Origin of the sequence: Marinobacter metalliresistant (genome assembly GCF_038098645.1) — a bacterium.
Lineage (GTDB): Bacteria > Pseudomonadota > Gammaproteobacteria > Pseudomonadales > Oleiphilaceae > Marinobacter > Marinobacter metalliresistant.
In genome coordinates, this window is the sequence record NZ_CP101118.1 from 1,684,020 (window position 1) to 1,709,368 (window position 25,349).

A 25,349-nucleotide genomic window follows, 5' to 3' on the forward strand; every position below is an offset into this window, starting at 1 on the left:
TTATGCAAGACTAGACCAGCCCCTGCTCCCGTGCCATCGCCATGGCCGCTTTCGGCCCGGTCCACAGCGACGGCAGAATGATCAGCGATACCGGAATCGCTGTCAGTACGATGAACTGCTGCAGCACGCCAATCTGGCCAGCCCCCATGTACAGAAGAATGGCCGCCATCAGTGCCATGGCACCACCCCAGAACACGCGAATCCAGGGGCTTGGTTCATCGTGACCAGCACCCACCATGGCGATTGAGTAGCTCATGGAATCACCTGTAGTGGCAACAAATATGGTGGTAAGCAGCAGAATCGCGGCCGCCATCCAGGTACCGCCGGGCAGTGCCTGGGCCACGGTCAGCGTGGCGACATCAAAGCGGAAGTTGTTCAGCGCGCCCGTGAGGTCAAACGTACCGGCAAGCTGGTGATAGATGCCCGAGCCGCCCAGCAATGTGAACCAGATGGTCGTCGCAATGGGTGCCAGCAGGGCCACGGCCAGAACCATTTCCCGTACGGTTCTGCCACGGGAAATCCTGGCCACAAACACGGCCATCAGCGGCGTGTAGCCGATGAACCAGGCAAAGAAAAACACCGTCCACCATTTCATCCACCAGGCCGGAGCAGTTTCTGCCGTCATGGTTGCCATGGCGAAAAAAGAAGTTACGTATTCACCCATGGATTGTGTGTAGATGTTGGTCAGGAACAATGTCGGGCCAAAAACAAAGATCACCCCGGCAATAACCAGCGCCAGTATCACATTAAAGCGGCTGAGCAGCTGGATGCCTTTGTGAAGACCGGTCATGGCGGAGGTCATGTAAACACCTGCAAGAACCGCCAATACCGTCAACTGGGTGCCGTACCCGTCAGGCACGCCAAACAGTTCGTGCAGACCAAAACTCATCTGGGTGGCCAGAAAACCGATAGGACCAACCGTTCCAGCTACCACCGCAATAACGCAGAAAGCATCAATCACACCCCCGAGGCGGCCCTTAATCACTTTCTCGCCAAACACCGGATACAGCAGAGTCCTTGGCTGGAGAGGCTTGCCCTGCCCGTAATGGGCCCGGGTCAGAACGAGAGCAGTCAACGAGCCCAGCACCGCCCAGGCGAGAAATCCCCAATGAGTAAATGACTGGGCCATGGCGGGCGCTGCTGCGGCCGACGTACCGGCTTCCGTATCAAACGCCGGGGGCGTCACAACGAAGTGATAAACCGGCTCGCCAGCGGCAAAAAACACGCCGCCTCCCGCCAGCAACGTACACATGATCATCGACAGCCAGCGGAAACGGCTGATTTCAGGCCGATCCAGTCCGCCGATACGCGCCGCGCCTGCACGGCTGAGCGCTGTGCCAATGGCGATGAAGAACGTCAGCAACAACAAGAGCTGAAAAAACGAACCAAGGTAGGTTGCGGTCCAGGCAAATCCACTTCCTATAAGATCGGCAACGTAGCTGCTATCAACAATAGAAGCGCCGACGAACAGCAGAATAAAGCCGATGGTGAGCGCCAGCACCACCGGGTCGCTGTCAGCCAGCGCCCCGGATTTTACCTGCGGGGCGGACTGAGATTGTATGGTCATGGGATCTGCCTCTCGAAGAAAAAGCCGCGCAGACTACACGAAATGCCTCGAACTTGCACTTACAGTGGGGTAAATACGCACATAGTGGCGGAAAGCATCAATACAGGTGTTTTTGCCTCGTCACGGCTTGAATAAGAATCTCATAAAGTTCTTTTTACTCCGGGATTGTTCTATGGTTACTGACATCAAGGTGTCCCGGATCTACTGGACCTGGTCGACCGGCTACTTTGCCCCATTACCGCTTGCGCGAAGAAAAGCTCATCTTCTGGTTGGCGAGCTTCTCCCCAGTCCCTGTCCAGGCGTAGGCCAGCAACGTAGGTTCGAAATCACCCGTTGTCATGCGGTGGGCTTTTTCAGGTGGGTTGAAGAACAGAGCACCGGGTGTAAACACACTATAGTTGCTGTCTGAGACAGAGCCGGTCAGGCAGATGTAGGATTCACTGATACCATCATGGCCGTGCTCAACGTGGTCTGAGAGTCTCGACATGGTACCTCTCCTGCGGTTCTCTGGAAGGTGGCCCATCAGGATAAGTGATTTGCTGTAGATCAAACAATGCCGCACCGGGATGGCCGGCCTCGGAACAGGACATAGTTCCCGAGCAGCGCCAGGGACGCCCCCAACACGGCCGTCACCGTCCATTCAAAACCTTCCAGCCAGGTCGAAACGCTCAGAGCAACCACCGGGAAAAGCACCGTTGCGTAGCCGGCCTTGTCTGCGCCGAGGGTCTGAATCACCGTGATGTAGCAATAGAATGCGACGATAGAACCCGGAACCGCCAGAAACACGGTTGCGCCCCAGAAGGTTGCCGTCGTGGGAACGACCCACTCCACGCCCTGCACCAGACACCAGACGCCCAGAATCAACGCTCCGTATACCATCGCCCAGGCATTTGCCAGGAACAGAGGCACCTGAGACATCCGTACCTTGATGCTGACCAGGTTTCCCATCGAAAACCAGAAGGTGCCAGCAACCGCGAACAGAATGCTGGTCGCAGTCGTGTTACCCAACTGCAGATCATGCCAGAACAACAAAGCCACACCCGTGATGCCCAGAGAAATTGCCGGATACAGGCGAGCAGTGGGTTTCAGCCGCAACCACAGCCAGCCATTCAGGGCGTTGAACAGGGCCGCTAATGAAAACACCACCGCCAGCAGGCCGCTGGTCATGGATTCTGCAGCACGGTAGATCAACAGGAAATTCACGCTGTAAAGGGTCAACCCCTGAAGCACAAGCCATCCGTGCTGCTTCAGCGTCAGTTTCTGCAGGCGTCGCATCAGAGCCAGAACCACCAGAGCCACGGTGGAGGCCATCACAAAACGGTAGAAGACGGAAATGTCGACAGGCGCTGCTTCAACCTGCAGGCGAATCGCCGTCCAGGTGAGGCCCCAGATCAATACCGTCAAACCATAATGAACAGAGATTGGCATGGCAGTGATTCCTGTAGGTAACGGGAACATTTGTAATTCAGGCGGTCAGGATAGGACGGAAAAGACAGCAAAACTTGTCAGATCCTGCTGAACCATGGATGATTCTTGCGGAGGCCAGATATGCAAACCGATCCTGAATCCGCATCACACCCGCGGACGCAATCACGTAAGGCTACCCGGGATATTGTTGATACCCTGAGAACCGCTGGCGTTGCCCCCCAGAGAATGCTGGAATTGGATCAGGGGCGGGCTCTGGCGCAGTGGCAAAATCATCAGGGCGAGGTGCGGTACGAACGGCCCCGACACCATGCACTGAGCATCTACATAGACAAGGGCGAACAAGCCAGACGTGTATTGAACGGGAAAGTTGTCAGCCGTCACTCCGACTTACCACAAACACTCCCAGAAGTGACAGGCACGCTATCACTTCGATACCGCCGACTTCTGCAAGAACGCATCAACGCTCAACTAAGCCAGCCACTGACGCTGGCCGATATGGCCAGTTGGGTCAATCTGAGCCCCTACCACTTTGCCCGGCTTTTCAGGGCAACCTTCGACTGCGCCCCTTATCAATACGTTCAGGAACAGCGATTGATCCGGGCCCGGGACATGCTTCGTAAACGGAGCGACAACATCACTGCCATTGCGCTTACATGCGGATTCAATGATTCCAGCCAGTTCAGCCGGGCGTTCAAATCAAGGTTCGGAATAACGCCTTCAGGCTACCGCGCAGAAGCTCACTTAAACCACTGACCCCGGAGCCAGAGGCCCATGCGCATTCGCGTTACTCATCAACGGATCACTGTTGCCTTACAGCTGATACTGCTTGCCGAGGCAATATTGGCCATCTGGGGCCAGCGATGGTTTACCGCATTTCTGACCGCAATGATTATTGCAATTACGTTCTTCCCGGTGCTGTTTGAACGCCGTTTTCGGATTCACATTCCGCCCGAGTTGCAACTGGCTGCCATCGGGTTTGTTTTCGCCGCCCTGTTCCTTGGCGAGATACGCGATTACTACACACGGTTCTGGTGGTGGGACATGGCACTGCACACCATGTCGGGCTTTCTGCTCGGCATTCTCGGTTTTCTGCTGGTGCACATCATGAATGAAACCGAAAAAATTCAGGTGCACATGAACCCGGGTTTCGTGGCTTTTTTCGCATTCATGTTTGCGCTGGGCGTGGGTACCCTGTGGGAGGTTTTTGAATTCGCCATGGATTCCGTGTTCGGGACGAATATGCAAAAGCCGATGCTGGGCGATCCGTCGGGATTGACAGATACAATGTGGGACCTGATTGTTGATACGCTGGGTGCGCTGGTTATATCCTTCCTGGGCTGGCGTTACCTTAAATTCCCTGGTGGACGATCATTCCTGGAACGCTGGATAGATGCGTTCATTGAACGAAACCCGAGGTTTTTCGGGCGCTGAGGGGCGGAGAAGTAATCGGCATTGTGAGAAGTAAAGCCTATGCTCAGGGGCTCTCCCCCGCTGCAAGCAACCCCGGAGGGACCCAACAGACCGGCTATGTGATCGAAACCGAAGCAGGCCGTTCGGAAGTTGACTGGCGCAACCTGTGCCCGGAAAGCCAGGCGGAAGCCGAGGATTCGCTGACGATGCTGGACTATATTTCGGTGGATGCCAGCGATCCCTCCCTGCAAACCTCCGTCGATAACCGGTACACCCGTGTGGGGTTCTCTCTGCCTTCAGCATCAAAACCGGGCCAGGGCTGCTATGTCGAATACGATTCCTTCGGCGACCCGGAGTGCACGGTTACCCAAGTTACCTCGGAATGCTGACATCCACTACGGGCCATAGCCATGACCTGCTGGGCACTGTCTACTTGACCAAACCCGATCTGGGAACCAGGCACTCCATTGCTGTGAGTGAGACGTCCCTGAATACGGCCTCTGAGGCAACGACGCCCGGGAATCTGTCGAAAAGCATCCGCCGGCAAGTGGATGTGCGGGCTTCACCCTTGCTGACACAATCAGCGTGAGCTTTTGTCCCCTCTCTCTCGCCAGTGGCGTCCACGCAGAACCCGGGAAGCTGGGTAAAAATCCAGTCGACCGCAGAACTGAGTTCAACCGGATTGGCCCGCAAATTGGTAAGCCGGCTGGCATCGATTGGCTCTGGCTGTTTGCGGGTCTGCTCCCAGAGAACAAACAGCAGGGCAGCAGATACCAATACAACAGTGACCGTGGGAAACTTCATGGGCGCCTTTTCAATCCGGTGAATCAGGCCGCCGATGATAAACGCTCAGGCATGTTCTGTCCCGGTTTCCTATACTGTCTTTGAATTCATACCCATGGTCCGTTCGCGGACAACGATTCCATCAACAAACTGACCAGGAGTTTTGGCAAATGACCACACTGATCGTTGGTCTGGTTCTGTTTCTCGGCGTGCATTCGCTGTCCATCGTCAACGAGCCGCTGCGTAATCGACTGCACGCATCCCTCGGTGAGGCTGCGTACAAAGGTCTCTACTCGCTCGCTTCCCTTGTTGGCCTGTTGCTGATCATCTGGGGCTACGCTGCCGCCCGAATGGACCCAACCGTGATCTATACGCCCCCGGCCTGGCTTCGGCACCTGGCCATGTTGCTGTTGATTCCGGTGTTCCCGCTGCTGTTTGCCACCTACTTCCCGGGCAAAATCAAGGCAAGGCTCAAGCACCCGATGCTGATTGCGGTCAAACTCTGGGCGCTGGCTCACCTGCTGGCCAACGGCATGCTGCAGGACCTGCTGCTGTTCGGCTCAGTCCTCGCATGAGCCGTGGCCGACCGGATTTCCATGAAGCACAGAAGCCAGCGACCGATTCCCACATTACCGGCCAGCAAGGCAAATGACCTTATTGCAATTGTCGGCGGCCTTGCGGTGTATGTGGTGACGGTATTCTGGGCACACCAATGGCTGTTTGGCGTGGCGCCGGTGTGATCGGGGCTGATCCGCGGATCAGCGCCCCTGAGCACCCCGTCGCAACCAGTCATGGACGAAGGCAAGCTTGCGTTGCGCCGTTTCCGAGAGCACGAAGGGATACAGGTCCGACAGGCCCATGGAACGGTTCACGTGATTGACCCGAATGGCCAACGACGCTGCCACATGAATCAGCAACGCAGTATCAGGCTCTGAGTAGGGATCCCAGCCGGACCGTGGCAATTCCGGCGACGTCAGACCGGATGCCACAAAACTGTCGGTGATGTCGGTCAGGTGCAGCAGGTGGGCCGCGGTTTCGGCCCAGTCCTCGTGCGGATGGGCCGACGCATAGCTGGTCAGGTAAAACAGCCTCCAGTCAGCCGGCGGGCCCTGATGATAGTGCCGTTGAAGTGCTGTGGGGTAGTCAGCGCGCTCATCACCAAACATCTCCCGGAACGCATTCAGAAAGTCGTCCCGCAGACTCAGACGCCACCAGAGCATATGCGCAATCTCATGGCGCATATGGCCCACCATGGTTCGGTAAGGCTCATCCAGGGCCTGTCTCCTGGTTGCACGCACTACCGGGTCAGCCTCGGCCACGCTGATGGTCACCACGCCGTTTGCGTGCCCCATGGCAACTGGCGTCAGCCCCTCCGCGAGCATATGGAAAACCGGGCGCGTCCCCGGATCTTCCGGCCGGAACCAGTGCCAGCGGCCGAGATTGTCCAGCACCCAGCGCTTTGCCGCCTCGGTTTTCGCCCAGTTCGGCATGGCGTTTGGAATGCTCGGATCCGGCGCCAGGGCCGTCATGGCACAGGAACGACAAAATGCCCCCTGCTCTGGTGCGATCCAGTTGCAACCAATGATCCCCCGGTTCACACAAAAGGGCGGCATGGGGAGGAACGCCCTTGCCTGGGGGTCATAAGCGACAGGGGCACCCTCGGCGGTGGTCAGATTATCAAACCAAAGATTACCGGAACCAACCGGGTTGGAATAAACCTTCATTGAGCTGGAGCTCCTTTTGAACGGCAGTGTGCAAAAAAACGGATCGCCGCTCTACCGAACCTATACCCTAAAGCAAAGGAACACCAGCCAGGGATTCGTTATCCAGATCCCGCTGCACCAGAAGGCGCCGCAACAGACCTGTCCCCGCTCCCCTTACAGATAACAGACCGAAGATGAGTAACTGGGTATCACGGGGCAAAGCCGCCCCATGCCGCCCTCTACAACGCCAGACATAACCGGGTCATTCTCCGGAGGACTCCCCGGCGAATGCGCTCAGGTGAAACGCGATAGCTTCCTCCACGGCTTCCATACCACACACTCTGGGCTCCGGGACACTCCCGCCGGCCAGTACATCCAGAACAGATCGCACACCGTGGGCCAGTGACTCCGTGTTGTAGCCGCCTTCCAGAACAAAGGCAAGCCGACCCTCACACAGCCGATCCGCCAACGATTGCACAATTCCCGTCATGGCGGCAAAACCCTCGAAGGAAACATTCATCGCAAGGTCGTACCAATGGGCGTCGAAACCTGCCGACACCAGAATCAGATCCGGCTTGAAGTACTCCGCGGCCGGCACAAGAATTTCATTGAAAGCCCTGAGGTAAGCGACATCACCAGCGCCACCCGGCATGGGCACATTCACTGTGGTGCCCTCGCCCAACCCCGCCCCGACATCGTGCAAATTGCCACTGCCAGGGTAAAAAGGTGAAGCCCGGTGGATATCGAAGAACATCACATTCGGATCCGCCCAGAAGATGTCCTGGGTACCGTTACCATGGTGGGCGTCCCAATCGACAATCAGCACTCTTTCACAGCCAAGCTCAGCCTGGGCATGGGCTGCTGCAACGGCAACGTTGTTAATGAGGCAGAACCCTCTGGCCCGAACCGGCTCTGCATGATGCCCAGGGGGCCTGATCAGGGCGAAGGCGCTGCCAGTACTGCCCGAACAAACTGCCTCCACCGCAGCAATCGCGGTACCTGCGGCCACCTCGGCAGCCTCGATGCTTCCGGGTGACACCGCAGTGGTATCCACATCCAGCCAGGCATTTTTGTCACGCAGGGAAAACACATCGTCCAGATACGACGTAGTGTGAACACGAGCCAGCTGTTCCCGGGTGGCGGACTTGCCGGGAGCGAATCGAAGCCCCTCAACCGGCTCTCGGACCAACAAATCGAGAATGGCCTGAATGCGTCCGGGGTGCTCGGGGTATTTCCATTGAACATTCAGCCCAGCAAGGATCCCTCGAACTCTTTTGTCCAGACGGCCAGGAAGAAAGGCGGCGTTCACATCGGGCGCGTGATTCAGAACGCGCTCGTCATAAACCAGAGTGACTTCTCTTTTTGCTGACACATGTATCTCCACGATTACGCATGGAAGTGCGCCACAGCCCTCGTGCAGTCAGCACGATCTCCAATCAGCATAGACCAGCGTTACTTTGCTGTCAGCGGTCAGGCGGCCTCCAGATCGGAACATCTTCTTGCTTCGGCTCTTCCCAATCCCGCTGCATGGCGCTGCTTAACGCCTCCTCCAGCTTCATAAACAACTCGCCGTAACGGGGGCTAAACCGGATACCTTCCTCGATTTCCTTCCAGGCCTCGAACAATTCGTCCTCGTGGGCTTGTTCATTGTCCACAAACGCCCAGGTCATCTGCCGGGCACGCATCGGATGCACACCCATAGCCGTAAGTGCGTGGCCGCCAAGTTCGAGAGCTGAGTGATAGGTTTCACTCACAACATCATCCGCGCCCGCTTCCCTCAACCGGTATCCGTGACCACGGTCAAAGGCGCGGGCAAGCACCCAGACACCGGGGAAAAACTGCTTCACGTGCTCCACCATCTGCACCGCCCGATCACGGTCGTCTATGGCCACCACCAGCAGGCGGGCCTGCTCGATACCCGCTGTCTCCAGCAATTCCGGCCGGCTTGCATCCCCGAAGAAACTCTTGATGTTGATCTGCCTGAGGTTCTCGATCTGCTCGATCTCATGGTCCAGCGCCACAATTGGAACATTATTGGCACGCAACAAACGGCAAACGATCTGCCCGAAACGACCAACACCGGCCACAATCACCGGAGCCTGCTCATCGATGGTGTCGGCCTCCCGGTCATCGTTCTTTGAACGCCGATAACGCGGCAGCACGATCCGGTCGTAGACAATGAACAGCAACGGCGTAAGAAACATTGAGAGCGCCACTACCAGCATGAGAATCTGCGACATCTCCACAGGAATCACGTGGTTCTGGACGCTGTAAGTCAAAAGAACAAAGCCAAATTCGCCGGCCTGGGCCAGCCCCAGCGTGAACAACCAACCATTGCTGCCGTGGACCCTGAAAAGCAGCGCCAGGCCGAGCAGAACCGCCGCCTTGACAGCAATGACCGCGACCGCAAGGGAAGCGACCGTGCCCCATTGCTCAGATAACACGTCAAAATTGACCCCAGCACCAACGGTGATAAAAAACAGACCCAGCAGCAGGCCCTTGAACGGCTCGATATTCGCCTCCAGCTCATGCCGGAATTCGCTGTTGGCCAATACCACGCCTGCCAGAAATGCACCCAATGCGGGAGACAGGTTGACCAGGCTCATGAGGGCAGCAATTCCGATGATCAGCATCAATGCCGTCGCGGTGAAAACCTCTCGCAATCCTGACTGCACCACATAGCGGAACAAAGGCCGGCTCAAATAGTGACCACCAACGATTACCGCTCCGATGGCAGCCACCACGACCAGCCCGTTAGCCCAGCCCGGAAGACTGGCCACCAGGCTCAGGCTACTGCCAGGATCATCAGAGGGGCCCGCAGCGTCTTTCAGTTCCGGCAGAGCCAGCAAAGGGATAAGCGCAAGTATGGGAATAACCGCGATGTCCTGAAACAGCAAGACTGAGAAGGCACTGCGCCCCCCTTCGGTTCTGACCAGTCCCTTCTCGTTTAGGGTCTGCAATACAATCGCGGTGGATGAGAGTGCAAAGATCAACCCCACTGCAAGCGCCGTCTGCCACCGGAGCCCAAGCCATGCGGCCACCGCCATACCGGCTACTGCCGTCAACACCACCTGAAGTCCGCCAAGGCCGACGAGACGAACCCTCATGGCCCAGAGCGCCTTGGGATCAAGCTCCATGCCGACCAGGAACAGCATCATGACCACACCAAACTCGGCGAAATGCTGAATGGTGTCCGCTTCCTGACCGACCAGCCCTGTCACCGGGCCGATCACCACACCCGCAACCAGATAGCCGAGCACGGAGCCCAGGCCAAAACGTTTTGCCAGGGGCACGGCGATCACCGCGGCAACCAGGTAGATAAAGGCCTGAATGAAGTAGACAGTCATGGGTTTTTCCTTGATTTGGATTCAGTCAGGCTGCGGATTTCGCAGGCGACCGTCCCTGGCAGATCTGTTTAGCGTAGACCCTGGAATGCATCTTTCACATGCGATGCAAGGGCATCATTCAGAGGGTTGGAACCCCGACGTACCAGCGCCAGTTGATAAAAGCCAATTGCCGGCAGGCTATCCCCGGCAATCTCTTTCAGCGGTGGATGTATCAGGCTTTTCGGAAACGGCGCTACGGCGAGATCAGCCAGCATGGCGGCTTCCTGCCCGGAGCAATGCTCGCAGGTGTAGGCAATTCTGTATGGCACACCGGCTCTGTCGAGCGCCCGAAGAGTCATCCGGCGCCAGGCACAGCCTTCATGAGCCATGGCAATTGGCAGTGGCGAACGCTGGAAGGCTGACGACCCTTCCCGAGCGGCCCAGACCAGTGGCTCTTCATGAACCACCTCACCGCGGGTAATACCGCCCTCCTCCGCCACTGTCACCAGAGTCATATCCAGCTCACCAGCGTCCAGAAGAGCCAGGTTTTGCTTGCTGGAGCCGACAACCACATCGACCAGAACCGCCGGGTAAGATCTCGCGAATTCCGCAAGTACCTCTGGCAGAATCCGGGTACCTACGTCGTCGGAGGTGCCGATACCCACTTTCCCCTCAAGCGTCGGTGAGATGAAGTGCCGCACTGCCTCCTCATTTAACCGCAACAACCGGCGGCTGTAATCGAGTAGAGTCTCACCCTCAGCCGTCAAAGTGACGCGCCGTGGTTCACGAATGAACAGCGTTCTGCCCAGATTCTGTTCGAGCTGCTTGATTTGCATGCTAAGGGCCGAGGGCGTCCGGTGCACCAATCTCGCCGCACTGGTAAAAGTGCCGCACTCAGCAATGGCAACGAAGCTCCTGAGTACATCGTTATCGAGTAGCGGAATCTTCACGGAAGGACCTCTTGTGTCGGTTTCTGGCGTGAAACTGACTTAAGCATAACTGAACGAGATATTAAATTCTTTTCGTTTGATTGAAGGCATAAAGAGTTCCAGAATAACGGCTGTTGGCACCCGCGTGCGAGTAAAACGAAATCTCCAGGCGAGCTGCTGCAAGCCATTCACCCACAGTCGGGGCCGTCGATATGTTGAACAGAACAGAGCAACAGGCAACCGCCGCAATGCAGCCGATCACCTCATGGATTCAGGGGTACTCAAAACGCCAGCAATTCCGCCGGATGGCGCAGTCATTGCTGAAGGAAAAGGATGACACCCTCTCAGATCTCGGGTACGACCGCCACGATCTGGAAGGCGCCCTGCACCTTCCCATCAGGAGTGACGCGGTGCAATACATTGAGGCGCGTCGCTCCAAGCGCGCCCTGGAAGCCCGGCGGGCAAAAAGCCACCGGCTCGTGGGCTAGCAACCTGTCGGACTTAAGGCTGATCTACTGCGCCGGCCAATTGAGAGAAACGAACCAGTTCGAAGTCGCCTGACAGCGCATCGGCCAGATGGCGGATGTGCTCAGGCGTGATTTCACAGCAGCCACCAACCACGCGGGCACCATCGTCCAACCACTGCCTCACTTGCACTGCGTAGGCCTCTGGCGAAATATCTGGCCGGGCTTCGAGTGCGTCTACCAGCGCCCCGCCAGCCATAGGCTCAACCGTTTTGAAGGCGTTGGCGTAACCGCCAGTACAGGGATACAGCACGGCCAGCTCGGGCATTGCCTTCGAAAGCACTTCTGGATCACAGCAGTTCAGCATGATGGCCGTTGGTGCGAACGCCTTGGCCGCTTCGACAGCCTGCGCAAGCGTTTCCCCGGACCGGAGGTTGCCATCAGTTTCCAGCCGGAATGCCACACCAAAGGGCTTGCCTGACTCACTGGCGGCCGCACAGGCGGCTTTCGCCTCGAGGATGTTGGTCATGGTTTCGATGAGAAAGACATCCGCACCGGGCTGCAGTTTCACAAGTGTGTCGTACTCTGCCTTCAAATCATCGAATGATCGGGCTGGCTGGCCCCTATAGCTACCGACCAGAGGCGGCAGGCAACCGGCGATATCAACGTTTGCACCAGTTATCTCGATGGCGCGTTGCAAAACCTCAAATGCCTTTCGGTGAATCGCTTCTATCTCATCACCGATGCCCTCCCTGGCCAGACGGGTCGGGGTTGCGGCGTAGGTATTCAGTGTCAGGGTCCGAGCCCCCGCCCGAATAAAATCAACATGAACATCGGTAACAAGCTCCGGCTGCTCCCGCATCACCGCCACTGACCAGAGCAGCGAGGTGACAGTCGTGGCCCTGCGATAGATTTCCTGGCCCAGGCCGCCATCAAGAAGTGCAACAGATTTCATAGGGTACTCATCAGGGTATAACAATATTAAATCGGCCCTGAGGCTGATCCAGCATGCTGAAGAAGCCTATCAGGTCGAGCTTACTTCCCTCAAAGCTGATCTCGTCACTGAACAGAAGTTCCTTCAGCCCTGCCTTGCCGATCAACAAATCCACGAACAGCGGCCGGGTCAATCGCAGGGTGGCATCAGCCGGCGTGTCCTCGCTGGTCAGGCGGTTGTGCAACACCGAATTTCGCAAGGTCAGCAGGTAGCTTTCCTCAAGGTCCGTGAAGGTGATCTTGATAGTAGCGCTTTCGCCTTCCGCGTCCTCGGCTTTGAGCCGAACGGCCATACTATCGAAGAACAACGCCACCGGCGTGTTGAGCAGCACCTCTCTCATCATGGCTGGCCTGAGGCCTTCGTCCGGCGAGCCGTGACGCAATTCATAGGCGCCGGTCAGGTAGAAGTCCCGCCACGGCGCCGACTCCGCCTGGTAACCGAGCTGGTCGTAGACACTGGCCAACAGCCGTTTCGCGTCGTCGTTATCCGGCTCGGCGAAGACAACGTGGTTGAGCAATTCCGCAAGCCAGCGGTAGGTATCCCGGCCCTCGGCCGCGTCCATATCGGAAGCCGCCTCAAAATCCTGCAGGGCTTTTTCCAGAACCTTTTGGGCACCGCCCATCATCTCGACATACCGTTTTGCCGAGTCACTTTCGGGCAGCGGGTTGAGCTGTGCCGGGTTGGCGGTAAACCAGCCCAGGTAATGCTGATATACCGCCTTGGCATTGTGGGACACGGTGCCGTAGTAGCCCTGGTTATGAAAATCCTCGTTCAGCGCAGGCGGCAATTGCAGTTGCTCGGCAATCTCCCTTGGCGTGGCGCCACGGTTCATCAGACGCACCGTTTGGTCATGGATGAATTTGTAGGTATCCCGCTGCACCGCCAGGAAATCCTGGATATTCTCCTGCCCCCAGAGCGGCCAGTGGTGGCTGCCAAAGTATACTTCCGCTTCCGTGAATCGGTTCTTCGCTTCATCAATAAAGCTACTCCAGAGCCTGGCATCGCGAACCTTCGCGCCCCGGAGGGTATAGAGGTTGTGCATGTTGCGGCTGACCAGCTCGGCACCACAGAACGCTTTCTGCTCTGGCAGGTAGAACGTGAACTCGGCAGGCGCTTCGGAACCGGACACCACCTGGAAAACCATCGGAACGCCGTCCACGGTAAGCTCAGTCCCCGTCTCACTGACCAGGTCGGTAGGTGGGGCAAAGCCAAAGGTACCGAAGGCAGGTCCTTTACCCAGGCCGGTACCAACATGGCCTCGCTCATTTCTCTCCAGACGCTTGCCATACATGAACATGGCGCGGCGGGTCATGGCAGGGCCAGCGATGATGTTCTCGCTCGTGGCCTCTTCCTCGAAGCCCGCTGGCGCGATGACGCGCAGGTTAGCCCTCTCTTCATCGGAGAGGTGCTGGAGAATGCCCTGCACGCCACCAAAGTGGTCGATATGGCTATGGGTAAACAGGATCGCCCGCACCGGTTTTTCACCCAGGTGTTCCCGGGCAAACAGGAAGGCCTTGCTGGCAGTTTCCCGGGCAGTCAGTGGGTCCACCAGAATCCACCCGGTATCACCCTCGATAATCGACATATTGGCCAGATCGTAACCCCGGATCTGGTAAAGCCCATCGGTGACCTCGAACAATCCATGAATGTTGTTCAGGGCCGCCTGGCGCCATAGGCTGGGGTTCACCGAGGCAGGCGCATTTTCACCCTCACGGTCGATAAAGCCATAGTCCGGCATATTCCAGACCTCACCGCCCTCAAGATGATCAATCACCAGGTCCGGATCCTGGGCAATCAGCCCACGCCGTGCGTTCTCAAAATCGCCACGGTTGTCGAAGGGCCGTTGGTCAAGCACCTGTTGATTGGCCTGGCCGGTGCTGGCCGTTGGCGCGCTGTGCCCGGCACTGTTGGCTTGAGGGGAATCCGGACCGGTATCACACCCGGCGATGGCCAGCGCAATACCGAACAGCGGAACAAGGTGAACCTTTCGAGATAGAGACATGTGGCAACTTATCGATCTGTTGTTATTGGTTAACCCGAGTTTACCCCGGTATCAGCCAGAGTCCTGTATCAGTCAGCCAAAATACTCCTGCATCCAGTCAAACAGCTTACTGGCAGTCATATCGCCAAGAGCCATCTGCTGGAAATCATTACCCACTTCATCCTCTATGGTCACGAATTGATAAAGAAGAGTGCCGGGCTGCTCATCGTGAAGTATAAGCGTGATACGCCGGCGAGTGCGAAGACAGTCAATGGTCATCACATCTGCCGGTATACCCGCATCACGCATGCCCCGGCGAACCTCCACAACCGGATTGATGTGATGGTGGGTTGCCTGAATGCGAGCATGGGCGTCGCTGGCAAGGTCGGACAAGGTTTTGAGAGCATCTTCAGACATTGGGCAGATTCACTCCGGTTATTCATAGACATCATGCAAAGCCAGCATTTTGAAGTCCGGGACCACACCCAGTCCAGGGCGGTCGCTGAGCGTCATACGCCCCCCGGATACCTCCGGAGCGCCGGTCGCAAGCTGAGTGGTGTTGTAATTATGGAGATCGGTCGTATTGAGCAACGCCCTTGCCGGGGTGCTTGCCGCCAGATGCGCGTAAGCAGCAGTTGCGATACCACTGCCCCAAGCATCTTCAATCGTCATGGGTATTCCAGCATCCACGCACACATCCCGGATAACGCGGGAAGGTGTCAGGCCGCCAAATTTGCTGACTTTCAGCGCAATGGCGTCTATGGCGTCATCCCGCAGGGCCCGCTGTAAATCGCCAAGAGAGTTCAGGCTCTCATCCAGCTTGACAGGGTGCCGCACCCGCTGCCTCACTGACAGACACTCCTCGTACTGGCGGCAGGGCTGCTCCAGATACAGATCTACGCCCTCAACCGCGCGGGAAAAGCGCAGCGCCTGGTCCCGGCGCCATGCTGCATTAATGTCGCCAATCCAGAGCTCATCGGGTTGCTTCAGCTTGCTCAGGGTTCGAACCAGCTCAATATCTTCATCAACGTCGTGCCCGAGCTTGATCTGAATATGGCGAAAACCCTCTGAGCGGAATTGGCGCAGCGACGCCTGCATCTCAGCCGGTTCGGCCAGGGGAACTATCCTGTGCAAAGGCATGGAGGGCGTCTGCAGGCCACCAAGCAGAGTATAGACCGGAAGGCCGGTCGCCTTGCCGAGAAGGTCCCAGCAGGCGATATCAATGGCTGCCTTGGCAACAGCCTGGCCGGTAAGAGCCTGATTCATCCGCTCATGAATCGCTGAGATTTGCCTCGGATCCTCTCCGATCACCGCGGGCGCCAGCAAGGACAGGCAGGCCGGAATTCCCTCGGCAAACGCTGGCATATAGTTGGGGCCGCAGGGACAAACCTCTCCGTAGCCTTCCAGGCCCGTGTCCGCCGTTAAAACCACAACTGTGCTGGTGAATACCTGATGGGAACGGCCACCGGCAAAGGCGTAGGCCTTGCCGGTGTATTCAAGATCTGCAGTGTAAGCTGCAATACTGGCGATGCGCATGACTGTCCCCGAGTTCTGACCCAACTGATCGATGGTACATCCAATTGAAGTGTAGTCCCCTAATCCGGGTATAACGCCTTTTGCAGGTTCAGCCCTCTGGAGCAAACACTAAGCCCCCATTCTGTTGAGTCAGTTCTCAGCTTTCCTGAAGCACTCAGCAAGTTCAGCAGCGAGAAAATCGAACACCGTCCGAACCCGGAGGTTCATCCTGAGTTCCCGGTGCGAGACCAACCAGACATCGCCACCGAACAGTATATCCTCAAAGACTTTCTCAACTCGGGGCTCGGCATCGCCCAGCTCAAGCGGCATCACTCCAATGCCGATACCGGCCCGGGTCATCTGCCAATGCACCAGATGACTGTCTGTACGGGCAACAAAGTGCTCCTCTCCCAGCTTGATACCGCGCTCCGCCAGCGCACTCATGTACGCCCCGTTATTCGACACGAAGCCGATGAACCGGCCTTCCCGGAGCTCCTCAGGAAAAGGGGATGGCAAAGTCGTCAGTATTTCCGGTGTGGCGTAAAGAGTGGCTGAGAACTGCCCCACCTTACGAGCAATAAGATCGGGTTCTGTCGGCCGAAAGTTGCGGATGGCGATGTCTGCCGCCCGGCGCCGAAGATCACTGGCTTCGTTGGAGGCAACCAGATCGATGCGAATTCCCGGGTACTCATTGCGAAGCTTGTGAAGGATGGGAGGCAAAATGTAGGCGGCCGTGATTTCCGATGCCGAAATCGCAATCTCGCCTTCAATGGAAGTTGCTCGCCCCGTTGCCGCCAGCGACAGACCGCTAGCAGCCTCGCCCATCGCCCGAACGTAGGCAAGCAATTCCAAACCGTTCTGCGTTAACTCCAACCCCCGACCTCCACGCTCGAAAAGGACTGTGGACAGCTCCTCTTCCAGCGCCGAGACCTGCCTGCCAAGGGTCGGCTGCGAAATCCCCAGAGCCTTTGCAGCAGCGGATAAAGAGCCTTCCTCGGCAGTCACAAGAAAGGCCCGAGCCCGGTTCCAGTCGAAGTTAACAGATCGCCAATTCATTCACTTATGCATATCAGGAATACGAATATGACGATACTACCAACAGAATTGCAGAGATAGAATGGGCCCCAGTGACTTAAAGCAGCCAGTCCACAGAGGAAACCCCATGAATTCGTATGTCAATTTCTGGAACCGCAGCGCCGCGCGCTACGCCCGACGCCCCATCGCGGACCAGAACGCCTATCTGAGAAAGATCGCCCTAACACAGAAATACCTCCATTCAGAAATGGATGCCCTGGAATTTGGTTGCGGCACGGGATCGACAGCGCTGATCCACGCTCCCAAAGTCCGCAGCTATCTTGCGACAGACGCGTCTGCCCGGATGATTGAGATTGCCCGGGAAAGCTTGGCAGAACAACCGACCGGCAATCTCAATTTCCAGGTTGCCACCCTTGACGACCTGCAACAGCGGCAACAGACATTCGACGCCGTATTGGGCTTAAACATACTGCACCTCCTCGAATATCCAACGTCGGCAATCGAGCAGGTCTTCGGCATGCTAAAACCCGGCGGTGTCTTTATCAGCAACACCGCATGCCTTCAGGACACCTGCCCCTACCTCAAACCCGTCGCCCTGTTGGCCAGACTGCTGCGCGTCACCCCCTTTGTGAATTTCCTGTCCCGCGAGGAACTGGAATCTGATCTTGAGCGTGCCGGGTTCCAGATTCAGTACCGCTGGGTCCCCGAGAAGTCAAAAGATGTATATTTCCTGATCGCCACTAAGCCGAAGTAAAATCGGAACCCTCAGAAAAAGCGTAGTTGCAACCAATGAAAAGATCCCTGCTCATAGTTGTATTAGTCACCATTGCGGCCGGATGCAGCCACAGGGCAGTCTATGACAACGTGCGCATACACCAGCGAAACGAGTGCGCAAATAAACCGCCGTCGACCTACTTTGAATGTATTGAACGCGCGAACAAGTCCTATGAGGAATACGAGCGGGAGAGAAAAGAAGTGTTGGAAAAGCCGGAATCTGATGCCAAGCTTCCATAGACTATCGGAATACCGCGCACATCTGCGCATTACAGGGAATAATCCAATGGGAAGCTCAAAACTGGTCGGTATCGTTCTACTCGTAGTGGGCATTGCCCTGCTCTACTTTGGATACCAATCGACACAGTCTCTCGGTAATCAGCTGACTGAAACCGTCACAGGCCGCTTTACTGACGACACCATGTGGTATCTGATCGGCGGCGCCGCCGCAACTGCGGCAGGCGCTTTTCTGGCATTCGTCAGGAAATAAATCCACTCGGCTGTTCCGTCAGAAATCCACTAGTGTCCCGTCTGGCTAATTCGCGAACCTACTGAGCCACTGAGGGCCTTGAGAGCAAGGCGCGGTGGTGAAGGTTTGGTGGTTCCAAATCGAGGCGGCGCAACGCGGCTATCAAGGCCCTCAGTGGCTCCCGAAGGGCGTAGCGCTGAGGCCTCTGGCCGGTGTTGCCAGCCCTTGATGTGGAACCACCACACCTGCAGACAGGCGCCTTGGCCAGAGGCCTCAGCGCTACGCAGTAGATTAGCGAATTAGCCAGACGGGACACTAGTCTCGGCGTCGCCTGGTCCTGACCAGAAACCAACTGGCCAGGACCAGCGCCCCGAAAACCGTATAGCCCAGGGTGAAAACCCAGTCCGGTGCGCTGTAATACAGGATGGATTGCAGCCAGTGCTGAATGAATGATCCCTCATAGCCCGCTTGCCCCGCCTTCTCCCGAAGTGCCATTTCCCACGCTGTGAGTGGGCAAAGCACGCCCAGCCAGGATTGCAGAACGACGATACCTATGACAATCAGGTGGCTCAGCCGGAACCAGAAATTGCGCACCCACCGCCATCCAAGGAAATGACCAACGAACGTCGCCACCAAGCCCAGAATGACAAAGGCGACCAGCATGGTATGCAGGATCAGCAGCATGTCAGCAAGTATCAGTACCCACCGGTTATTCACAAACGCCTCCCAAAAGCTGATTCGTGGCAGCCAGTTACCCCAACCTCGAGAAAAACAAACGCGCACTCTCATTGGCAGGGAAGATCATCTCAACCCGCAATTCGGACAGAAACACATCATTCACCGGACCGAATCGTGCAATCATTGTGGTGGTTTCGAGGATATCATTACCCATGTTCAGTCGTTCCCGTAGAGGAATATCGAGCGTCTCCGCCAACCGCAGTACCACATCCCGCTTAGGTCGCGAACGGCCAGTTTCGATAAACGACAAGTGGCGCGGCGAAAGCTCCGCCCCCACCGCCAACTCAAGCTGGCTCATTCTTTTCTGGTTTCTCCAGAACCGTAGCTTATGGCCAAAAGCACTGTGTTGTGCGATCTGGCTGCCCTGGTCTATCGACCTATTTTTAACGGTCATTTATCCAGCCTTTACCTTTTCGGGAAGTGCGCCGGAAAGCTCGTCGGCGCATGCTCATACCCAGAGCATAACCAATTCTGAACATCAACGTGCGGAGGCAATCCACAATGCTTATTACCCGAATCGCGCCCGTTTTATTTCTCGCATTTACAAGCTTCACTCTCTGGGTGTTGGCCACCTCAGAGCAGAATTTCTGGCTATGGCTTCTAAGCCTGTTTACTGAGAAGGAGTCACTTCAGGTCGTTCTGGATCTTGGAATTGCCCTGTTGCTGCTTATGTATCTGTTGTACCGGGATCATATTGCCCAGGGCGGAAGCGCCAAAAGCTTCATCCCCTTCCTGGTTGTCCTGCCGTTACTCGGCGTCATCTCGCCACTGGCCTATCTCACCGCCAGAGCACTGAAGCCAGACTGGTTGCTCATGACAAGCGATGGTCGGACCCTTATCGAACGTTAGACGATAAGGCCCGTTTCAGAACCGGACGGAAGCCCTCAAGGGCTTCCTGGACACCACAGTTCGAAATTCAAAGCCGCCACCGCATTGGATGGTCCTGCCTGAGCACCCCTTTCTCATCCCAATCGTCCCAACCGGTAAACGGAATCGGGGGCTCGCAGGAAAGCGTGGGGATCCGCTCCGCCCAGGCCGCTTTCTTCTGCTCCAGTTGCTTTCTGAACGTACCCTCGCCCTGATACCGGATACCGCCGCCTTGAACGCCATAGCTAACCTGAGGCACCAACACATCGAACCCCACATAATAGAGCGAATCGTGCATCGGCCATAACCATTCAACCATGTTCCCAGCTCGACCGAAGGGCATGAACGCCTGTTCAGGGGAGCCGGCAGTCACGGAGCACATCGCCGTCTTGCCCCGGAAATGGCCCCGGTTGTAACGCCGGCTGCCGGAATAAAGCCCGCCATAGACCAGCACCCGGTCAAACCAGCCTTTCAATATCGCCGGCTGGGTGTGGCATTGTTTAAGCGATCGCGCAGCGGCTACACATCGAGCCCCGCCAGACGGGACACTAGCCCCGGCGTTTGAGGCGTTTCGCGCCCACTATCCGGACATCGAGCTGGAAGTTGTCATTTCCAATCAGGTTCACAGCCTGAGCAAGCGCGAAGCCGACATTGCCGTTCGCCCCACCCGGAACCCGCCGCAAACCCTGGTCGGCCAGCGGGCCGGATCCATTCAACAGGCCGTCTACGGCCAACGACGCCAATGGCAAGACGTGCTGGCTCCCCTGGACACATTGGCCAGATACCACTGGGTCGGTCCAGACAAGCACATGGGAGACAGTGCCCTGGAAACCTGGCTGACACAGCAAGGCCTGGATAACCACTGCCACTATCGGGTTGATTCCATGTTGGGTATGCAAACGGCGGTGCGCCATGGGACGGGCCTGGCGGTGCTGCCCTGCTATCTCGGGGATTCAGACCCTGAACTCATGCGGTTGACGGATCCCCTGTCGGAACTGGCCGTTCCGCTCTGGCTGCTCACCCACCCGGATCTGAGACGCGTCAGTCGGATCAGGGTATTCACGCAAGACATTGGAGAGTACATTCGACAAAGACTTGGATGAGAGGAAGCGACCTATAAAACCGGGACAGATCTATTTTCATCCCAAATAGATCTGTCCCGGTTTCGGTTGCTGGGTCACGTCTTGCATTTGGAGCCCGTAGCGTAAGTATGTTGTTCGGACTGTAGTTTCGGCCTTGATTCTCGTCAAATACATGCTTGGCAACTGTTTTCAGGTCTATTTCAGCTTCGTGTGTTCGACTGCCAGAACCCCAACTTGCTCCAAATTGGTACATTTATGATATATCGTACCTGTATTAGCTTAGGGAAAATATTTTAGATTCTGGAGCATTTTTATGGGTTGGCTGACAAAAAAACAAGTTCCTATCCCTCAAGGAGATTTGTCATGAGCGTGAATTATAAAAGCATACTTCGCCGAATTCCCCCCGTCTTCTTTGCGGCGGTCTATATGGCCCTGATGTCTGTGCCTGCAGGTGCAGCCGGGTACGACAATGCCCTGAAGGGCGTTAAGAACTATGACGCTGTCTACGAGGTGAGCCAGGGAGATCCCAAGGTCGTTAACCCCGTTTTCTTGGTAATAAAGAACTCCTACAAAGCACCTGAAGTGAAGGCGCTTGCGAAAGAGCCCAACATCGCCATCGTTTTTCACGGGCCGGTGGTGAAACTGCTTTCGACTGACAGCGCATCATTTGATGAGGCAGAGCTGGCCGAGGTACAGAAATTCCAGACGACTCTTAAACAAATGAAGAAGGACGGGGTGACACTGGAAGTTTGCCGTTACGCGTTGAAAGGGATGGGTGTAGATGAGGCGACGATCATTCCGGAGGTCGACCCGGTAGATAATGGTTTCGTCTCGGTCATCGGCTATCAGATGCAGGGGTACGCGGTTGTCCGAATCCCCTAAACGAAAAATTGGTTGTTGCTGTGCGCGCTAAAACCGGGACAGATCTATTTGAATGCGGGGACAGATCTATTTGAATGAAGGCCGAGACAAAGACGCCGAACCGATGATCTCTGGATTGCGCCACTTTTCTCGGGGCCAGAGAAGCTGGGCCAGTTTCGTCAGAACTGTCCTCAAAGTCAGATCGCACTACGTAATTATTAATAACAATTGTTATCATTTACATTACCAAGATGGGACCTTATACTGCCGCCGTCAATCCAAAGCCTCATTGTAGGCATCCATTTAGACAGATGGCGGAGATAGCATCGTGAAAAAAAGAACGGCTTTTGTTTTTGGGCTTGCGGGTAGTCTGGCGGCACCCATCGTTATTGCCGACGAGACTCGTAATAACGATGAGCAGTTATGGCAGGTAATCGAAGAGCAGCAGATGCGAATCGAGAGCCTGGAAGATTCAATGAAGGCATCTGACTCAAGTCAGGTTGACGGCAATGCCTCCGTGCGGCCCGGTGCCAGGGACTTCCATATCGGTGGTTACGGTTCCATTCGTGCGGAGGCCAACAATCTGGACGCCGATCAAGACACCTTTACTTTTCGTCGCTTTGTGCTGACTGGCGACGGGAAGATAAACGACCGCCTTGAAGCTTACTTCGAGCTGGAATTTGAGCGGTTTGGCGAAATTGAACTGGAAAAAAGTGCTTCAGCAGGAGCTGATGGCTTCTCCGCAGGCCAAGCGGTTGAAGGAACAAATGGCTCAGAAATATCGATGGAGCAGGCCTGGGCAAGATACCGCATCAATGACAGCGTCAATCTGGATATGGGAGCGCTGCTTGTTCCCTTGGGCCGCTTTAACATCAACCATGATGATAATCAGTGGAACTTGACTCGCCGCACGCTGGTAGACAGGGGGGCGCCCGTCCTGCCAACCAAGGCGGCATGGCCGGAACTGGGACTTGGTTTTTCGGGACTTGTGGAAACTCAGGCTGGCCTTGTTGACTACAGACTTTACGCAGTAAACGGCGTCAATCTCGACTTCGAATTCGAGGGCGGAGTGGCGGCGGAGCCTGACGGCAGTTCAACGGTGGGCGTCAGTAAATTTGAAGCTGAGTTCGCCCCTTCCCGTGGGGGGTTCTCCAACGATCTTAACGGGAATAAGGCCGTTACCGGCCGGTTGGCCCTGTTGCCTCAATCTGGCCAGGAATTAGCGATTTCCGGATATTACGGTCGCTATACGCCGGATTTTATGGATTCTGAATCGGTGTGGTCCGTTGCCATTGATGGGCTTCACAGCCTGGGCGGGTTTGAAGTCGAATACGAGGTAGTCCACACCGATTGGGGCAACATTGATGATGTTGCTGCTAGCTTCGCCAGTGCCGCTGTAGACAAGGAAGTGGAAGCAAAAGTAGGTGCTGAAGACCGTGAGACCACAGAAATCGTCAGCGAGATCACGCTCGGTGGGCTCGCTGAAAGCCGCACGGGTTATTGGATAGAAGCTCGTTACCCGTTCTGGCCGGAAGCGCTTGATAATACCTTCCTGGGGCGTGGTTTCAGTAACCCCTCTCTCGAACCGACCGTTCGGATGGAGCAGGTTGTTATTCGCAACCGGATAACCGGTATTGAGTTCTCCAATCGTCAGATCACCGAGCTCGACAAAGAGAAAAGTTCTATTGTTAATCGCGCTACCGTTGGTCTGGCCTATCGTCCGGTCCCAGACTGGGTGATTTCATTTGCCACAGAATATACCTGGACTGACGAACAAACACTGGCCGGTTTAACCAACTTTATTCCTGCTGGTGAAAATGAAGACAGTGTTTTAGCGTTCTCGACGGGCGTAGCCTACACCTTCTAGAATGCCTTGTTGCCGGAGCCAGGCGTGTGTATCGCGCCTGGCTCAGAATTCATTAATAAGGTTGTCCTCATGAGTTACCCGCTCAGGCTCGTGCACCTTCTGCTTTTACTCACTTTTCTGCCGGTTCCCATGCACGCTTTGGCTGATGAGGTTTATAAAGAACCTCAAGCATTTTTGAGAGAATCGTTTGTCGGCGATATCCCAGAACCGGCCGCGCTCTGGGTTGTAGGCGAAAAAAAAGAGGTTGCCGGAGACATTTTGGGACACCCACCTGCCGCGTTACGTGAACGATACTGGAAGCAAGGTTCACGGACTGCCTGGATACTAGAGGAAGTCGGCAAAGCACGTCCGATTACCGTCGGTATACTGGTGGAGGAAAATGCCATCCGCAAACTGGACGTACTCGTGTACCGGGAGACAAGAGGATGGGAGGTTCGATACCCCGTTTTCACGAACCAGTTCAAAGGCGCTGAACTTGAGGGCGGCAAAACGCTCGATCAACCGATAGACGGAATCACTGGTGCCACCTTGTCAGTCCACGCGCTCACGAAGTTGGCACGTTTGGCACTTTATTTCAGTCAGTTGGTAGATGGCCCGTGATTTCCTTCAAACGCTCCCGGCAAACCCGGCGCAAATTTTTACTCCTATCGCATCGCTACATCGGTATAGTTTCGGCCTTTTTCCTGATATTGATTGCAACCACCGGCACTGCAATCAATCACTTGAAAGATGTCGGTATGGATGACTATGTTCTAACCTGGCCTCCGCTTCTGAGATGGTACGGGCTGAGCAAGGGACCTCAGGACATCATTACCTTCAGCACCGATAGTGGTGCAATCGTGAGCTGGATGAACAATCAGCTATATCTCGGCAAGGAACCATTAAAGCTTGAACAAACCATCGACGGTCCTCTTTTGGGTATTGCGGAAGGCCCGGATTTTTTAGCCGTAGCGACGTCACGTTCGGTCATATTGTTGACTCGGACCGGCGTACTGATTGATCAGCTTGGGCAAGAAAATTTGCCCGAACGTATCCGAAGATTCGGCTCGAAAGACAACTCCTTTTTTATTGACACGCCAAACGGCCAATTCAAGACGACCGCATCGTTTCTGAGCTGGACTCCGGTCCCATCCGCAAATAAGCAGGTGACGTGGTCAAGTCCACGCGCCACACCTGCGGCAGTCAGGACGCAGCTTCTCGATACTTATCATGGCAAAGGCATCTCTTTGCAACAGTTGTTACTGGATCTTCATTCAGGGCGCATTATGCACATTGGGCCTTGGGTATCTGACTTATCAGCACTTGCTATTTTACTGTTAGCCATCTCCGGGTTGATTAATTGGTACCGTCGCCCGCGCTGAAGCAGCCCTGCATTGCCACGAAGAATCTCTCCACAATACCGGTCGTTCCGACAAAAACTGACACATTGGGCCAGCCGGTGGCCCGGATTCTTCGGGGCTGCCTCTGCCGTTTTTGGACGACTCGGTGTCGTATTGGATTCACCTGCACTGAGCAATTAGAGCCACATTGAATCAGGGCCCTGGCCGATATGCGGC

The 25,349-nt window shown here is 56.0% G+C and carries 28 protein-coding genes and 1 pseudogene; 13 read left to right on the plus strand and 16 right to left on the minus strand.

Going from position 1 to position 25,349, the window contains the following annotated elements; translation table 11 throughout:
- Window positions 1–10 precede the first annotated feature (10 nt).
- The 3 genes from NLK58_RS07835 to NLK58_RS07845 all read right to left on the minus strand — a co-directional run bounded on the left by NLK58_RS07835 (window position 11) and on the right by NLK58_RS07845 (window position 2,995).
- Window positions 11–1,567: a BCCT family transporter gene (locus tag NLK58_RS07835; RefSeq protein WP_117617995.1), complete on the minus strand. Its 1,557-nt coding sequence runs from the start codon at window positions 1,565–1,567 to the stop codon at window positions 11–13.
- A 235-nt stretch (window positions 1,568–1,802) separates the two neighbouring features.
- Window positions 1,803–2,054 (minus strand): dimethylsulfonioproprionate lyase family protein, encoded by a 252-nt coding sequence (locus NLK58_RS07840; protein ID WP_205422278.1) that lies wholly within the window; start codon window positions 2,052–2,054, stop codon window positions 1,803–1,805.
- 59 nt (window positions 2,055–2,113) lie between these two features.
- Window positions 2,114–2,995, minus strand: coding sequence for a DMT family transporter (locus NLK58_RS07845; RefSeq protein ID WP_117617996.1), 882 nt, complete (start codon window positions 2,993–2,995; stop codon window positions 2,114–2,116).
- A 120-nt stretch (window positions 2,996–3,115) separates the two neighbouring features.
- On the opposite strand from NLK58_RS07845, the gene NLK58_RS07850 reads away from it, so the two are divergent.
- The 3 genes from NLK58_RS07850 to NLK58_RS07860 are packed head-to-tail and all read left to right on the plus strand — an operon-like array spanning window position 3,116 to window position 4,794.
- A complete protein-coding gene (locus tag NLK58_RS07850; protein ID WP_341582466.1) occupies window positions 3,116–3,748 on the plus strand; it encodes a helix-turn-helix transcriptional regulator in 633 nt (210 codons plus the stop codon).
- A gap of 18 nt (window positions 3,749–3,766) precedes the next feature.
- Complete coding sequence (locus tag NLK58_RS07855) at window positions 3,767–4,426, plus strand: hypothetical protein (protein WP_341582467.1); 660 nt, start codon at window positions 3,767–3,769, stop codon at window positions 4,424–4,426.
- Window positions 4,427–4,449: 23 nt separating this feature from the next.
- The gene (locus tag NLK58_RS07860; protein ID WP_227539472.1) at window positions 4,450–4,794 is read left to right on the plus strand and encodes a hypothetical protein; all 345 of its coding nucleotides are present in this window, start codon (window positions 4,450–4,452) and stop codon (window positions 4,792–4,794) included.
- 40 nt (window positions 4,795–4,834) lie between these two features.
- Here the strand turns inward: NLK58_RS07860 and NLK58_RS07865 are convergent, their stop codons facing one another.
- Window positions 4,835–5,209 (minus strand): hypothetical protein, encoded by a 375-nt coding sequence (locus NLK58_RS07865; RefSeq protein ID WP_227539473.1) that lies wholly within the window; start codon window positions 5,207–5,209, stop codon window positions 4,835–4,837.
- 149 nt (window positions 5,210–5,358) lie between these two features.
- Here NLK58_RS07865 and NLK58_RS07870 point away from each other — a divergent pair.
- A pseudogene (locus tag NLK58_RS07870) lies at window positions 5,359–5,928 on the plus strand (NnrU family protein).
- An 18-nt stretch (window positions 5,929–5,946) separates the two neighbouring features.
- Here NLK58_RS07870 and NLK58_RS07875 read toward each other — a convergent pair.
- The 4 genes from NLK58_RS07875 to NLK58_RS07890 all read right to left on the minus strand — a co-directional run bounded on the left by NLK58_RS07875 (window position 5,947) and on the right by NLK58_RS07890 (window position 11,167).
- Window positions 5,947–6,912: a putative zinc-binding metallopeptidase gene (locus NLK58_RS07875; RefSeq protein WP_117618001.1), complete on the minus strand. Its 966-nt coding sequence runs from the start codon at window positions 6,910–6,912 to the stop codon at window positions 5,947–5,949.
- A gap of 241 nt (window positions 6,913–7,153) precedes the next feature.
- A complete protein-coding gene (locus NLK58_RS07880; RefSeq protein WP_117618002.1) occupies window positions 7,154–8,263 on the minus strand; it encodes a histone deacetylase in 1,110 nt (369 codons plus the stop codon).
- Window positions 8,264–8,354: 91 nt separating this feature from the next.
- Window positions 8,355–10,238, minus strand: coding sequence for a monovalent cation:proton antiporter-2 (CPA2) family protein (locus NLK58_RS07885; protein WP_117618003.1), 1,884 nt, complete (start codon window positions 10,236–10,238; stop codon window positions 8,355–8,357).
- Between the two features lie 68 nt (window positions 10,239–10,306).
- Entirely contained in the window at window positions 10,307–11,167 is an 861-nt protein-coding gene (locus NLK58_RS07890; protein WP_117618004.1) for a LysR substrate-binding domain-containing protein, read from the minus strand.
- Between the two features lie 191 nt (window positions 11,168–11,358).
- On the opposite strand from NLK58_RS07890, the gene NLK58_RS07895 reads away from it, so the two are divergent.
- Entirely contained in the window at window positions 11,359–11,634 is a 276-nt protein-coding gene (locus NLK58_RS07895) for a hypothetical protein (RefSeq protein ID WP_227539474.1), read from the plus strand.
- Between the two features lie 13 nt (window positions 11,635–11,647).
- On the opposite strand, the gene NLK58_RS07900 is transcribed toward NLK58_RS07895, so the two are convergent.
- The 5 genes from NLK58_RS07900 to NLK58_RS07920 form a co-directional block, all read right to left on the minus strand.
- On the minus strand, window positions 11,648–12,565 hold the full coding sequence (locus tag NLK58_RS07900) for a homocysteine S-methyltransferase family protein (protein WP_117618006.1): 918 nt from the start codon (window positions 12,563–12,565) through the stop codon (window positions 11,648–11,650).
- 10 nt (window positions 12,566–12,575) lie between these two features.
- Entirely contained in the window at window positions 12,576–14,606 is a 2,031-nt protein-coding gene (locus NLK58_RS07905) for an alkyl/aryl-sulfatase (RefSeq protein WP_117618007.1), read from the minus strand.
- A 72-nt stretch (window positions 14,607–14,678) separates the two neighbouring features.
- Window positions 14,679–15,002, minus strand: coding sequence for a hypothetical protein (locus NLK58_RS07910; RefSeq protein ID WP_117618008.1), 324 nt, complete (start codon window positions 15,000–15,002; stop codon window positions 14,679–14,681).
- Window positions 15,003–15,020: 18 nt separating this feature from the next.
- Window positions 15,021–16,121, minus strand: a complete 1,101-nt coding sequence (locus tag NLK58_RS07915; RefSeq protein ID WP_117618009.1) for a mandelate racemase/muconate lactonizing enzyme family protein — start codon at window positions 16,119–16,121, stop codon at window positions 15,021–15,023.
- A 129-nt stretch (window positions 16,122–16,250) separates the two neighbouring features.
- The gene (locus tag NLK58_RS07920; protein WP_303287120.1) at window positions 16,251–17,156 is read right to left on the minus strand and encodes a LysR family transcriptional regulator; all 906 of its coding nucleotides are present in this window, start codon (window positions 17,154–17,156) and stop codon (window positions 16,251–16,253) included.
- Between the two features lie 61 nt (window positions 17,157–17,217).
- On the opposite strand from NLK58_RS07920, the gene NLK58_RS07925 reads away from it, so the two are divergent.
- A complete protein-coding gene (locus tag NLK58_RS07925) occupies window positions 17,218–17,889 on the plus strand; it encodes a class I SAM-dependent methyltransferase (RefSeq protein ID WP_341582468.1) in 672 nt (223 codons plus the stop codon).
- 306 nt (window positions 17,890–18,195) lie between these two features.
- A complete protein-coding gene (locus NLK58_RS07930) occupies window positions 18,196–18,399 on the plus strand; it encodes a DUF3185 family protein (protein ID WP_117618013.1) in 204 nt (67 codons plus the stop codon).
- A 294-nt stretch (window positions 18,400–18,693) separates the two neighbouring features.
- Here the strand turns inward: NLK58_RS07930 and NLK58_RS07935 are convergent, their stop codons facing one another.
- Both NLK58_RS07935 and NLK58_RS07940 read right to left on the minus strand, forming a co-directional pair.
- The gene (locus NLK58_RS07935) at window positions 18,694–19,095 is read right to left on the minus strand and encodes a DUF2784 domain-containing protein (protein ID WP_117618014.1); all 402 of its coding nucleotides are present in this window, start codon (window positions 19,093–19,095) and stop codon (window positions 18,694–18,696) included.
- A 34-nt stretch (window positions 19,096–19,129) separates the two neighbouring features.
- Window positions 19,130–19,414, minus strand: coding sequence for a helix-turn-helix transcriptional regulator (locus NLK58_RS07940; RefSeq protein ID WP_341582469.1), 285 nt, complete (start codon window positions 19,412–19,414; stop codon window positions 19,130–19,132).
- Window positions 19,415–19,617: 203 nt separating this feature from the next.
- On the opposite strand from NLK58_RS07940, the gene NLK58_RS07945 reads away from it, so the two are divergent.
- Complete coding sequence (locus NLK58_RS07945; protein ID WP_341582470.1) at window positions 19,618–19,965, plus strand: hypothetical protein; 348 nt, start codon at window positions 19,618–19,620, stop codon at window positions 19,963–19,965.
- A gap of 67 nt (window positions 19,966–20,032) precedes the next feature.
- On the opposite strand, the gene NLK58_RS07950 is transcribed toward NLK58_RS07945, so the two are convergent.
- On the minus strand, window positions 20,033–20,458 hold the full coding sequence (locus NLK58_RS07950; protein WP_227539475.1) for an NAD(P)H-dependent oxidoreductase: 426 nt from the start codon (window positions 20,456–20,458) through the stop codon (window positions 20,033–20,035).
- Between the two features lie 13 nt (window positions 20,459–20,471).
- Between NLK58_RS07950 and NLK58_RS07955 the strand changes: the two genes are divergently transcribed.
- The 5 genes from NLK58_RS07955 to NLK58_RS07975 all read left to right on the plus strand — a co-directional run bounded on the left by NLK58_RS07955 (window position 20,472) and on the right by NLK58_RS07975 (window position 25,154).
- Window positions 20,472–21,086 (plus strand): substrate-binding domain-containing protein, encoded by a 615-nt coding sequence (locus NLK58_RS07955; protein WP_341582471.1) that lies wholly within the window; start codon window positions 20,472–20,474, stop codon window positions 21,084–21,086.
- A gap of 342 nt (window positions 21,087–21,428) precedes the next feature.
- On the plus strand, window positions 21,429–21,947 hold the full coding sequence (locus NLK58_RS07960; protein ID WP_117618018.1) for a DsrE family protein: 519 nt from the start codon (window positions 21,429–21,431) through the stop codon (window positions 21,945–21,947).
- Between the two features lie 307 nt (window positions 21,948–22,254).
- Entirely contained in the window at window positions 22,255–23,793 is a 1,539-nt protein-coding gene (locus NLK58_RS07965; protein ID WP_341582472.1) for a porin, read from the plus strand.
- A 69-nt stretch (window positions 23,794–23,862) separates the two neighbouring features.
- Window positions 23,863–24,393, plus strand: a complete 531-nt coding sequence (locus tag NLK58_RS07970) for an FMN-binding protein (protein WP_341582473.1) — start codon at window positions 23,863–23,865, stop codon at window positions 24,391–24,393.
- Window positions 24,390–25,154 (plus strand): PepSY domain-containing protein, encoded by a 765-nt coding sequence (locus NLK58_RS07975; RefSeq protein WP_341582474.1) that lies wholly within the window; start codon window positions 24,390–24,392, stop codon window positions 25,152–25,154. The genes NLK58_RS07970 and NLK58_RS07975 overlap by 4 nt, the downstream gene beginning before the upstream one ends.
- The last annotated feature ends 195 nt before the right edge of the window (window positions 25,155–25,349 follow it).